Raw genomic sequence first — 11,573 nt, 5'->3', positions numbered from 1 at the left:
GGTAGATGGTAATATTGTTGTTGGAATTCCTTCGAGAGATGTAATTGTTAATAACAGGAAGTAAAGATTCTTTGAATTTACATCGTCTTTATGATTCGGTACAGAATATTAATGAAACAGGAGATCATATTGTTTCAGACAAAATTTTTGAATTTAATAATGGAAGGTTTGAGGTTTTGAAATAGCTAATACAAATTTTACTTAGGATTATAGAAGGTATTTTACAAAGAGAATACTAAAACTGAAAATCCGTTTATCCTTAGAGATAAACGGATTTTTTTATTTTTATAGAGGAATACTTTTGCAGAAATGCTGGATGACCATGTTTTACATAAACTGGACTATAAAGTTGTTTGATCTTTAAGATATTTTCGCTTTTTTAATTAAAACATTTTATAATAATGGATTACAAAATCAAAAAAGCAAGTCTTGAAGATCTCAATGAAGCAGCAGAACTTTTTAATCTTTATCGTGTTTTTTACCGTCAGGAATCTGATGTCGAAAAAGGAAAAGCATTTCTTAAAGAGCGATTGTTAAATAATGAATCAGACATTTTTTTAGCGATTACAAACGGAAAAGCTGTTGGCTTTGTACAGCTTTATAAACTATTTCATTATACAAAATTGCAAAAGCAATGGCTGCTTAGTGATCTTTTTGTACATCCTGATTTTCGTGGTAAAGGGTTATCTGTCGCATTAATTGACCGCAGCAAACAATGGTGTGAGGAAACAAATGCCTGCGGTTTGATGTTGGAAACAGAAAAAACAAACGATATAGGCAATCAGTTGTATCCACGTTGCGGATTTGAATACGACGGATTACACAATTATTATCATTGGTGGCGAACAGAAAAATAAACAAGGAGGTTTAATCTGTTAATTTTGACAGCCGTATTAAATTAAAGATAAATACGATCAAGAATATGGTATAGTACTCTAAAAAGAAATCCGTTTATTCTGAAGAATAAACGGATTTTTTTAATTTGATCTTTGTTAAAATGGAAGGCTTTGACAAAGATCTCTACAAGTACACTAAATTCAAAATATTTAAAATCTTTGCAAATCGGTTATATCTGCGTGAAAGAAATCCAGATTAAAATAAAACTTCTTTTGTAATAATGTAAAATCCCATTACGAGGACAAACCAGCCAAAAAGCGGTTTTAATTTTGTTCCATCTATTTTTTTAGAAAACTGACTTCCAATAAACATCCCTAAAAGTGCCATTCCCGAAACACCTAATAAAAAAGTATAATCGATAGGAGTTCCTATATATAAATCACCTCCAAAACCTATTGAAGAATTAATGGTAATAATCAATAATGAAGTTCCTACGGCTTGTTTCATTGGTAAATTAGCAAAGAACAAAAGTGCAGGAATAATTAAAAATCCGCCGCCGGCTCCCAGAAATCCTGTTACAATTCCGACCAAGAAACCAATTAAGCTTAATTGCAGATAATTGGTTTCGGCAGTTTTTATTTCGGGCTGTGGTTTTCGGATCATCGAAATCGCCGCTGTTATCATCAAAACCGAAAAGACAATCATAATCAGAAAATCTTTTGAAACAGAATAAGAGGCAATAGAAAATAGGGTAGAAGCAATTTTAGGAAAAATAACTTCACGAATAATCAGTATTGAAATTACAGAAGGTATTGCAAAATATAATGCCGATTTGAGTTTTAGATTTCCCATTTTATAATGACTGTAACTGCCAAATAAAGCGGTTAAGCCAACAATAAATAAGGAGTATGAAGTTGCTTGCTCTGGATTTACTTTAAATAAATACACTAAAATAGGAATAGTCAAGATAGAACCGCCGCCGCCAATTAAGCCCAGAGAAATTCCGATAATGATTGAAGCAAAATAGCCTAAATATTCCATTGAATTTATTTTTATGCAAAGTTGCTTCGGAAATTAGAATCCTACAGTAACATTTATCACAGAATAGATTTTATTTTTTTTCGCCACGAATTACGCCAATTTTCACCAATTTGATTTACTGAAATTATTGTCAGTTTGAGTATCCCGAAGATTCAGGAGAGAATTCGCATAGCATTTCGACTTCGCTCAATGTGACAGTATAATTCGTGAAAATTGGTGAAATTAGCGGCAAACTTATTTCAAAAGTTCAATCTGATTTCGGTTGAGTTTGACTAAACCTCGCTGTTCCATTTTTTTTAGTAATCTCGAAACAACTTCTCGCGATGTATTTAATTCTGTTGCGATTTCTTGATGCGAAAGATTAACCTCAGAACAACCGCAGGTATCAGAATGTCTTTTTAAGTAAAATTCTAAACGTTCATCCATAGAACGAAAAGCAATGTTGTCGACAACTTCCAGCACTTCTTCAAAGCGGCTTCTATAAGTTTCGATTACAAATTCGTACCAAGATCTGTGTTCCATCATCCATTTGTCCATCATTTGAAGGGGAATCATCATAACAGAAACGTCTTCGACTACTTTGGCCATAATCTGGCTTTTTTCGCTTTTAGCCGTACAGATCATCGAGATCGCGCAGGCTTGTCCGGGTTGAAGATAATACATTAAAAATTCACCGCCGTCTTCGCCTTCACGATAAATTTTGATTTTTCCTTTAGTAATCAAAACCGTGTTTTTAATGTACTGTCCGGTACGCATTAAAATAGTTCCGGCTTCAAAATATTGAAGACTTCCGTTTTCTTCAATAGTAGCAATAAGTTCACTGGAGAAATTAGGAAAGGTATTTTTTAATGAATGTTGCATTGTATCGTTTTTTTGCCGCGAATTTCACAAATTCACACTAATTTATTCGTGAGAATTTGTGAAATTTTCGGCTGGTATTATTGTCAAAATCGAATAAAAAATTATAATTTTTTACAAAGATAATGGATTCTGCTGGCATTAATTGTGGTAAAATTATAATTAACAGGTATTTTGCTTAAATGAAAAAATCCTATTTTCTATCGATTTTATAGGTTATATTTTTAAAAATAGTGAGTAAATTTGCCTTTCACTGATTATAATAATTTCTCTAAAACGTTTTCTGAGAATAATAATCGAAATCGCATTTGGTACGTTTTTCATGAGTAGAAACGTCGTAATTTTACAAAAACACATTTATTATGAATTTATCACAAGAAGATTGGGTTAATCAGCTGGCTGCTGACGAGAATGCAGTTATACTGGACGTAAGAACTGAGGACGAATTTAATGATGGCTATATTGAAAATGCTTTAAACATTGATATCAATAAAGGTCAGGGTTTTATTTATGAAATTGAAGAATTAGATAAAAACAAAAATTACTATGTGTATTGTCGTTCTGGAGCTAGAAGTGCCAAAGCTTGTCAGATTATGAACGAATTGGGTATCGAGAATGCCTATAATCTGCTTGGTGGTATACTGGATTGGGAAGGCGAAACCGTACAACCATAAAAGAGAAGAAGAGGCATTAAAGCCTCTTTTTTCATTATAATGCTATTAATAACCAAATAATAAACAACCAAATTATGAGTTTAATACCCGAAGAATTTGAAATTAAATCCCTGATAAATCAAGATACTTACCTTGTAAATGGAGAATTAAAACATTGGTCAGGGCAAACTACGCCTGTGTTTTCGACGATTTCTTCTACAGAAAAATATACGCCTACTTTATTAGGTTCTATACCATTTATGGGAGAAGCTGAAGCTGCAGAAGTAGTTGAAGCTGCAAATGCTGCTTATGATAAAGGACAGGGTTTATGGCCAACAATGAAAGTTGCTGACCGTATTAAGTGTATGGAGAATTTCGTTAATCAAATGAAAGAAACCCGCGAAGAAGTCGTGAAATACTTGATGTGGGAAATTGGAAAATCATTGGGAGATTCTCAAAAAGAGTTTGACAGAACGGTTGAATATATTTACGATACTATAGCAAGTTATAAAGAATTAAACGGACGCAGTTCGCATTTTGAAAAAGTACAAGGTGTAAATGCAATGATTCGCCGCGGACCTCTTGGCGTTGTGTTGTGTCTTGGACCTTACAACTACCCTTTAAACGAAACTTTCTCCTTATTGATTCCAGCTTTAATTATGGGAAATACGGTGATCTTTAAGCCTGCTAAACACGGTGTTTTGTGTATTTCGCCATTGTTAGAAGCTTTCAGAAGCAGTTTTCCAAAAGGCGTTATCAATATCGTTTATGGTCGTGGCCGTGAAGTAGCTTCTCCAATTATGAAATCGGGTAAAATTGATGTTTTAGCATTAATTGGAAACAGTAAATCAGCAATTGCTTTGCAGGATCAGCATCCAAATAAAAATAGACTGCGTTTGATTTTAGGTTTAGAAGCTAAAAATCCAGCTATTATTTTACCTGATGCCGATTTGGATTTGGCGATTCAGGAATGTATTACAGGAACTTTATCTTTTAACGGACAAAGATGTACGGCATTAAAAGTTCTATACGTTCATGAATCAATTAGAGAAGAATTTAATAAAAGATTCTCTGAAAAAGTTGATGCATTGCAATTTGGAAATCCATGGGAAAAAGGAGTGTCTTTAACGCCGCTTCCAGAAACAGATAAACCACATTATATACAAGGATTAATCGACGACGCTGTTCATAAAGGAGCTGAGATCTTGAATGAAAAAGGAGGGAAACACGCAGATAATTTTATTTTTCCAGCCGTTTTATATCCAGTAAACAGCAAAATGCGTGTGTACCATGAAGAACAGTTTGGTCCTGTAGTTCCAATTATTTCTTTTAAAGATATTAAAGAACCTTTAGAAGATATGGCTGAATCAAATTACGGACAGCAGGTAAGTTTGTTCGGAAAAGATATAAAAACTCTTGCGCCGCTTATTGATGCTTTAGTAAATTTAGTTTGCAGAGTAAACCTCAACAGTTCATGTCAAAGAGGACCAGATGCATTCCCTTTTACAGGTCGTAAAGATTCTGCTGTGGGTACTTTAAGTATTCCAGATGCTTTACGTTCTTTCTCCATTCGTACGTTTGTCGCTTCAAAAGATATCGCTTATAATAATGAAATTCTGCAGGAATTGCTAAACAGCAAAGAATCAAATTTTATAAATACCGATTATATTTTGTAGCATCAAGGTTATATATTAATTGTAGATACCGTCCTTTTCTTTCTAGAATTGGGCGGTTTTTATTTTTAATAGATTCTATAAGAATTAACCAGCTTTGGTACTATGTTTTTTTTAATTGTAATTTTATAAAGTTTTGTAACATTGTTTTGAAAAATGGGTCTTATATAAATCAATTTAAATTATCAAATCAAAAACCATTTTATGAATAAAAGATTATTGCGTTTTGCATTTATTGCTTTTTTGTTTTTGACGCAAACAGGCTTTGCACAAGAACTTTATATGCCTAGAAATATAAAAGAGGCTTACGAAAAAGGAACTCGTTCTATGGACGGAAAGCCTGGAAAAAACTATTGGCAGAATCACGGAAAATATACAATGGACATTACCGTAGATGCTAAAACAAAAGTAGTAAGCGGAACAGAAACTATTGTTTACGAGAATAACAGTGATAAATCATTAGATAATCTTGTTATTCGATTTGTAAATAATCTGCATAAACCAACTTCACCAAGAGGAGGTGAAGTAAGCGATGACTTTTTAAGCAGCGGATTAACGATTACTTCTTTAAAAGTGGATAATGAAGTTTATAAAGAAGATGCCAGAAATTGGGGAACTGTTGGGAATGTAAAACTAAAAAAAGCAATCGCACCAAAATCTAAAGTTACCATTAATATTGATTGGAATTATCCTTTATCAAAAGAAAGCGGAAGAGAAGGACAAATTGACGAAACTACTTTTTTTGCAGCTTACAGTTATCCTCGAGTTTCGGTTTTTGATGATTATAATGGCTGGGACAGAATACCTCATACAGATCGTCAGGAATTTTACAATGACTTTAATGATTATACTTTTTCAGTAAAAGCGCCTAAAAATTATGTGGTTTATGCGACTGGAGATTTCTTAAATCCTGATGAGGTTTTACAGCCAGAGTTTGCTGCACGTTTGAAAAAATCATATGTGACAGATGAAATTCTGCATATTGCAAATGAGCAGGAAATGAAAAGCGGAATAGTAACGAAACAAAACGATTGGAATATCTGGAAATTTGAAGCAAACAATATTACTGATGTTTGTTTTGGTTTAAGCGATCACTATTTATGGGATGCCAGCAGTGTTTTGGTTGATAAAAAAACAAATCGCCGTGCAAGTGTTCAAGCTGCTTACAATATTACAGGAACTGATTTTGTAAATTCGGTTAAAAATAATCAGTTTGCTTTAGATTGGTTCTCCAATAATTGGCCGGGAATTCCATATCCGTATTCTAAAATGACAGCTTTTCAAGGTTTTGCAGATATGGAGTATCCAATGATGTGTAACGATTCTCATATGGGCGATCCCTTATTAGCACAATTGGTTCAAGATCATGAAGTAGCGCATACTTATTTTCCGTTTTTTATGGGAATCAACGAAACGCGTTATGCTTTTATGGATGAAGGCTGGGCTACAACTTTTGAATATTTGATTAAAATTGCCGAACATGGAAAAGATGAGGCGGATAAATTTTATAAAGGGTTTAGAGTAAAAAAATACATCACCGATTTATCGACAGAAGAAGATCAGCCAATAATTTCAATGTCTACACAAGTTTCAGGTGCAGGATACGGAAACAATTCATACGGAAAAGCATCTCTCTCTTATTTAGCTTTAAAAGATTTGCTTGGAGATGATTTGTTTAAAAAGTCGCTTCATCATTATATGGATACTTGGAATGGAAAGCATCCAATTCCGTGGGACTATTTTTATTCGATGAATACAGGTTCAGGAAAAAATTTGAATTGGTTTTTCAATAACTGGTTTTTTACAAACAATTATATAGATATTTCGATAAAAGAAGTTTCAAAAAATGTTGTTACTATAACAAACTCAGGAGGTTTTGCAATTCCGTTTGATGTGAATGTGATTTATGAAGATAACGCAGCCGAAACGTTTCATCAAACTCCTGCGGTTTGGGAGAAAAATCAAAAAACAGCAAGGATAACTATTAATACTAAAAAGCAAATAAAAAAAGTTACTCTAGACGGCGGCATTTTTATGGATGCAACGCCAATAAATAATAGCTGGCCCGTTAAGTAATAAATAAAAACAAGTCGTCTTTTCTAAATTTAAGACGGCTTTTTTTTATTAATTTAGGTTAATCTGTTGGGAGTAATTAATTTTAACACATAGAATTATAGGCTCTTACTTGTAAAAAAGTACTTGTTTTGGATAAAGATTTTCCAGAAACAAATAAAAAAATAGATCGACTATTAAAATAATTAATCTTTAAAACTAAACTAAAATGTCAGGAGAAAAAGATTTACAGAAACTGCTTAAAAACATGAAGCCCGAACATAACTCTGGTGATTATGTTTTTTGTAAAATTGAAAAAGTTGAGAATATAAATCTAAATGAGATTGAAATGTTTTTTAAGGAGAAAGAGGCTTTTACGCTGATTCTTAAAAAAGAAAATGCCGAAAAATTAAATTTAGAATATTCTGTCGTAATGTCTTGGATAACACTCTCTGTTCATTCCTCGTTAGAAGCGATTGGATTGACAGCAGCATTTTCTAATGCTCTTTCAGAACATGAAATTAGCTGTAATGTTGTTGCGGCCTATTATCATGATCATATTTTTATTGATAAAAAAGATACGGTAAAAGCAATGGAGATTCTAAGTTCGTTTTCTGGGTAGTTTTAGAAAAAAAATCAAATTCATTTTTTTAGGGGTAATAAATATCAATAACGAAAAATTTGTTTCATTGTAACTCTTTTTATTGTTAAAAAAGTAATTAACTGATTAAAATCATTATCAGATACTAAAATTAATTATTACGTTTGCAAGAAAAATAAAAAATAACTTACTTCCCCAAATTAATGAAAAATTTTTTACTCTTAATCGTTCTGCTTATTTCGATGAAAAATGCAGCACAAAATGACGCGAAATGTAAATTTCAGAAAAACAAGTATGAACTTGCACTTTCCTATTTGAAAAATTCAGATTATCCAAATGCATTGGATCAATTTTCAATAGCTTCAAAACTTAAGCCTGAAAATGAAATCGGGCAGGAAGCATTAAAAAGAATTGATACTTTAAAAGAAATTCTTAGAAGTGATATTTTAGAAAAGGCGCACGGAACTTGGATAATGACAGGTGATAAACCAAGTTGGACTATTGAAGCTCAAAATAGTTTTAAAAACAAAACGGTCGATGAGCTGGTAGAAATAAATCAAAATGAAATTTTGTTTTTTGAACAAGATCGTAAATCAAAAGTAAAAAAGCTTCTTAAAAAAGAAAATTTGGTTTATTATAATAAAGACAAATCAGATGCTTTGTTCTCTGCAATTATTTTGTCAGATGGTACAATCTGGAGCTGTTCTGTTGATGAAAAATCTAAAGTACTGCATGTCGTAAATATTGGAAAACAGAATGAAAATGGTTTTGAAAAAATTACAGACGATAATTTAGAGAAATTTTTCTCAAAAATGTAATGTAAATCAATAGTTTACAAAGTAAAAAAGAGAATCTATTAAATGTAGATTCTCTTTTTTTATTTTATTATAAAAACTTAAAGCCGAGTGAGAAGTTTGAAATACCAGTTTTTAAACTTGCCCCAGAAGGGTCAAGATCTGATATTCCTGCCAGATATCGATAATCTAAAGTAAGTTTCCATAAATCAACGCCAACACCGCCAAGAATACTGCTGTTGTTTTTTTCGATTGCAATCAAATTAAGATTATTGTTTGTTTTAATGCTTGAATAATTTTTCCAGTTGTAACCTGCAAAAATGCGAATATTTCCTAATTTACCTAATGGAACTACTTTAAAACCCGCAATAAGAGTAGCATCCGTTCCTGATAGTTCATAGTCAGTACTGCTGGCTCCAGTTTGCGAAATGCTAAACTTAGATTGTGTGTATCCAAATTCTCCCTGACCATAAAAAAAGCAGTAAATTTACTCTTGCAAATCCCGCAACACCCATTGCAGTTCCTGAGCTTTTTGAGCTGTAATCACTTGAAATAGGAGAAGTGATGTTGTACGAAACCTGCGGTCCAAATTGTATCAATTGTGCAAAACTGTTCATACTAACGCATAAAAATAATGCTAAAATGAATTTTTTCATAACTGGTTTTTATTTGTTTTTAGATACTATAAAAGTAGAGATTAATTAATTATACTAGAAGTTTTTTCTTTCTTTTTTTATGAATCATGTTGATAATTAAATCAGTACGTTTTAATTGCAGATCAAAAGAATATAAAATTGAAAATTCATTTAAATTTGTTTTCAAATAATTTGCAATGGAAATTAAAGAAATAGCAGCTTCAGAAACTTGGGATATTAGACACAATGTAATGTGGCCAGATCAACCCTTTGAATTTGTACAGCTTGAAGAAGATAATTTAGGATTTCATTTTGGAGTTTTTACAAGTAATAAACTGGTTTCTATAGTTTCTTGCTTTATAGTCGAAGAAGAGATGCAGTTTCGAAAATTAGCAACTTTACAAGAATATCAAGGAAAAGGAAGCGCTTCTCATCTTTTAAAATATATTTTTCAGTTTGCAAAAGAGAAGAATATTAAGAAAGTTTGGTGCAATGCCAGAAGTAATAAAAAATCATTTTATGAGAAATTTGGAATGAAAGATACTTTTAAAACGTTTACTAAAGCTGGACAAGAATTTACAATAATGGAAATTATATTTTAATATAGTTTTATAAGTGGTTGATTTGTAGGCGACTAAATTTATGGTCATCAGTAAAAGTAAGTTTTTTAATAAAATTCTTGAATATTAAAAGAATGAAAACGTTTTCGTCTTGTATAACTGTTAAACCTTGTTAAAAATTCTTTTTTTGTTTTAATACTTTTATTACTTTCGCACCCAAATGAGAAAGTTAATAGTATTTCTAGTATTCATGAATTTGCTTCTGCTGGGCGGAGGCCAATATCTTAATGCTAATACTTTTTCTCATCATCATCTTCAACAGAAACACAGAGTTAAATTTACAAGTCAAGATCGTGGAACTTCAATTATTGAAGATGCAGATATTGATCTTGAAGAAGATCTTCTGGGAAATGATGATACCAATTTACTTACGAACAAGTTTTTTGCTGTTTCGTACAGTTTGGTAGACACTTTGTATCTGGCACTTTCAGATCAGTCTGCTGCGAATGATTCCAATCGTTTAAAAATTTCTACGCCTCTCTTTGGGCATTCAAATCCTATCTATATTACTCAACGAGTATTAAGAATTTGATTTTAAAGTATACATCGGTTACCTAGTCGTGATCTGCATATCTCGTTGATGTATATTTGTTTTTTACTTCTTCTTATATGAAAGTTAAGTTCTGACTAAGGCTGGCTGATGCATTTAATCATCCAAAAGGAATTTTTATTCCAAGCATTCAATCGCTTAATTTCCAAACTAAATCATGAAAAGAATTATCTTGTTCACAGGCTTTATGGCCTTAGTGTGCTTAACTAGCTGTACATCTAAAAAAGAAGAGAAAGAAGAAGCAGAAAAATTCACGGTTACAAATCCCGTTAGAATCGACACTTCATTTACTAAAGAATATGTTTCGCAGATTAAATCTGTTCGAAATATCGAAATCCGTGCCCAGGAAAAAGGGTTTTTACAAAACATTTATGTTGATGAAGGTCAATTTGTAAAAAAAGGTCAATTGTTGTTTAGAATTATGCCAAATATGTATCAGGCAGAATTGCTTAAAGCACAGGCTGAACAAAAATCAACAGAAATTGAATTACAGAATGCTAAACTTTTAGCAGATAAAAATATCGTTTCTAAAAACGAGTTAAGTGTTGCACAGGCTAAACTGCAATCAGCAAAAGCTGAGGTTTCATTGGCAAAACTTCATTTATCATTTACAGAAATCAGAGCTCCGTTTGATGGAACTATCGATAGAATTCCTTTAAAATTAGGAAGTCTTATTGACGAAGGCGAGTTATTGACAAGCCTTTCAGACAATAGTCAAATGTTTGCTTATTTCAATGTTACTGAGCCAGAATATCTTCAATATCAGACTAACGTTAAAGACCGTGCTGATAACAAAGTAAATTTAGTTTTGGCAAATGGTGAGACATTTAAATATAAAGGAAATGTTGAGGTAATTGAAAGTGAATTTAACAATGAAACTGGAAATATCGCTTTTAGAGCAAGATTCCCTAATTCTGAAAAATTACTTAGAAATGGTGAAACAGGTCAAGTTCAAATGTTCCTGCCTCTTAAAAATGCTATTGTAATTCCTCAAAAAGCTACTTACGAAATTCAGGACAAAAAATATGTCTTTGTTGTAGATAAAAATAATAAAGTGACATCAAGAGAGATTACTATTACAGGTGAAGTTCCTGATTTATATGTAGTAAGAACTGGTCTAACTGAAAATGATAAAATCTTGCTTGAAGGAGTTCAAAAAGTAAAAGAAAATGATAAAATCAAATATGAACTCCAATCGCCTAAAGAAGTAATAAATCATTTGCGTACAAAAGCAGAATAGGTTTAATCATTAAAAAAGA

General features: G+C 31.9%; 13 protein-coding genes. 9 read left to right on the top strand and 4 right to left on the bottom strand.

The window, feature by feature from the left end; genetic code table 11:
* Positions 1–401 precede the first annotated feature (401 nt).
* Positions 402–857 (top strand): GNAT family N-acetyltransferase, encoded by a 456-nt coding sequence (locus BOW55_RS02400; RefSeq protein ID WP_129022814.1) that lies wholly within the window; start codon positions 402–404, stop codon positions 855–857.
* 235 nt (positions 858–1,092) lie between these two features.
* Here the strand turns inward: BOW55_RS02400 and BOW55_RS02395 are convergent, their stop codons facing one another.
* Both BOW55_RS02395 and BOW55_RS02390 read right to left on the bottom strand, forming a co-directional pair.
* Positions 1,093–1,878: a sulfite exporter TauE/SafE family protein gene (locus BOW55_RS02395; RefSeq protein ID WP_129022813.1), complete on the bottom strand. Its 786-nt coding sequence runs from the start codon at positions 1,876–1,878 to the stop codon at positions 1,093–1,095.
* Positions 1,879–2,112: 234 nt separating this feature from the next.
* Complete coding sequence (locus BOW55_RS02390) at positions 2,113–2,739, bottom strand: Crp/Fnr family transcriptional regulator (protein ID WP_129022812.1); 627 nt, start codon at positions 2,737–2,739, stop codon at positions 2,113–2,115.
* Positions 2,740–3,098: 359 nt separating this feature from the next.
* On the opposite strand from BOW55_RS02390, the gene BOW55_RS02385 reads away from it, so the two are divergent.
* The 5 genes from BOW55_RS02385 (at position 3,099) to BOW55_RS02365 (ending at position 8,533) form a co-directional block, all read left to right on the top strand.
* A complete protein-coding gene (locus BOW55_RS02385; RefSeq protein ID WP_071634709.1) occupies positions 3,099–3,410 on the top strand; it encodes a rhodanese-like domain-containing protein in 312 nt (103 codons plus the stop codon).
* A gap of 74 nt (positions 3,411–3,484) precedes the next feature.
* Positions 3,485–5,065, top strand: coding sequence for an NADP-dependent glyceraldehyde-3-phosphate dehydrogenase (locus BOW55_RS02380; protein ID WP_129022811.1), 1,581 nt, complete (start codon positions 3,485–3,487; stop codon positions 5,063–5,065).
* A gap of 201 nt (positions 5,066–5,266) precedes the next feature.
* Positions 5,267–7,138: a M1 family metallopeptidase gene (locus tag BOW55_RS02375; protein ID WP_129022810.1), complete on the top strand. Its 1,872-nt coding sequence runs from the start codon at positions 5,267–5,269 to the stop codon at positions 7,136–7,138.
* Positions 7,139–7,343: 205 nt separating this feature from the next.
* Positions 7,344–7,736, top strand: coding sequence for an ACT domain-containing protein (locus BOW55_RS02370; RefSeq protein ID WP_129022809.1), 393 nt, complete (start codon positions 7,344–7,346; stop codon positions 7,734–7,736).
* A gap of 182 nt (positions 7,737–7,918) precedes the next feature.
* A complete protein-coding gene (locus tag BOW55_RS02365; RefSeq protein ID WP_129022808.1) occupies positions 7,919–8,533 on the top strand; it encodes a hypothetical protein in 615 nt (204 codons plus the stop codon).
* A gap of 67 nt (positions 8,534–8,600) precedes the next feature.
* On the opposite strand, the gene BOW55_RS20765 is transcribed toward BOW55_RS02365, so the two are convergent.
* Both BOW55_RS20765 and BOW55_RS02360 read right to left on the bottom strand, forming a co-directional pair.
* Entirely contained in the window at positions 8,601–8,771 is a 171-nt protein-coding gene (locus BOW55_RS20765; protein ID WP_164974993.1) for a hypothetical protein, read from the bottom strand.
* A 175-nt stretch (positions 8,772–8,946) separates the two neighbouring features.
* Complete coding sequence (locus BOW55_RS02360) at positions 8,947–9,165, bottom strand: hypothetical protein (protein WP_129022807.1); 219 nt, start codon at positions 9,163–9,165, stop codon at positions 8,947–8,949.
* Between the two features lie 176 nt (positions 9,166–9,341).
* On the opposite strand from BOW55_RS02360, the gene BOW55_RS02355 reads away from it, so the two are divergent.
* The 3 genes from BOW55_RS02355 to BOW55_RS02345 all read left to right on the top strand — a co-directional run bounded on the left by BOW55_RS02355 (position 9,342) and on the right by BOW55_RS02345 (position 11,554).
* The gene (locus BOW55_RS02355; RefSeq protein ID WP_129022806.1) at positions 9,342–9,746 is read left to right on the top strand and encodes a GNAT family N-acetyltransferase; all 405 of its coding nucleotides are present in this window, start codon (positions 9,342–9,344) and stop codon (positions 9,744–9,746) included.
* 178 nt (positions 9,747–9,924) lie between these two features.
* Positions 9,925–10,296 carry a hypothetical protein gene (locus BOW55_RS02350; RefSeq protein WP_089053024.1) on the top strand — a complete coding sequence of 124 codons (372 nt, stop codon included), beginning with the start codon at positions 9,925–9,927 and terminating at the stop codon, positions 10,294–10,296.
* A 175-nt stretch (positions 10,297–10,471) separates the two neighbouring features.
* Positions 10,472–11,554: an efflux RND transporter periplasmic adaptor subunit gene (locus BOW55_RS02345; protein ID WP_129022805.1), complete on the top strand. Its 1,083-nt coding sequence runs from the start codon at positions 10,472–10,474 to the stop codon at positions 11,552–11,554.
* Positions 11,555–11,573 lie beyond the last annotated feature (19 nt).

Source organism: Flavobacterium sp. YO12 (assembly GCF_004119495.1).
GTDB lineage: Bacteria > Bacteroidota > Bacteroidia > Flavobacteriales > Flavobacteriaceae > Flavobacterium.
This window is presented reverse-complemented; position numbering and strand designations above follow the sequence as displayed.

Bases quoted from the DNA above. Each gene is read 5' to 3' on its own strand.
- BOW55_RS02400 (WP_129022814.1), top strand. From the start codon at position 402: ATGGATTACAAAATCAAAAAAGCAAGTCTTGAAGATCTCAATGAAGCA.
- BOW55_RS02395 (WP_129022813.1), bottom strand. From the start codon at position 1,878: ATGGAATATTTAGGCTATTTTGCTTCAATCATTATCGGAATTTCTCTG.
- BOW55_RS02390 (WP_129022812.1), bottom strand. From the start codon at position 2,739: ATGCAACATTCATTAAAAAATACCTTTCCTAATTTCTCCAGTGAACTT.
- BOW55_RS02385 (WP_071634709.1), top strand. From the start codon at position 3,099: ATGAATTTATCACAAGAAGATTGGGTTAATCAGCTGGCTGCTGACGAG.
- BOW55_RS02380 (WP_129022811.1), top strand. From the start codon at position 3,485: ATGAGTTTAATACCCGAAGAATTTGAAATTAAATCCCTGATAAATCAA.
- BOW55_RS02375 (WP_129022810.1), top strand. From the start codon at position 5,267: ATGAATAAAAGATTATTGCGTTTTGCATTTATTGCTTTTTTGTTTTTG.
- BOW55_RS02370 (WP_129022809.1), top strand. From the start codon at position 7,344: ATGTCAGGAGAAAAAGATTTACAGAAACTGCTTAAAAACATGAAGCCC.
- BOW55_RS02365 (WP_129022808.1), top strand. From the start codon at position 7,919: ATGAAAAATTTTTTACTCTTAATCGTTCTGCTTATTTCGATGAAAAAT.
- BOW55_RS02360 (WP_129022807.1), bottom strand. From the start codon at position 9,165: ATGAAAAAATTCATTTTAGCATTATTTTTATGCGTTAGTATGAACAGT.
- BOW55_RS02355 (WP_129022806.1), top strand. From the start codon at position 9,342: ATGGAAATTAAAGAAATAGCAGCTTCAGAAACTTGGGATATTAGACAC.
- BOW55_RS02350 (WP_089053024.1), top strand. From the start codon at position 9,925: ATGAGAAAGTTAATAGTATTTCTAGTATTCATGAATTTGCTTCTGCTG.
- BOW55_RS02345 (WP_129022805.1), top strand. From the start codon at position 10,472: ATGAAAAGAATTATCTTGTTCACAGGCTTTATGGCCTTAGTGTGCTTA.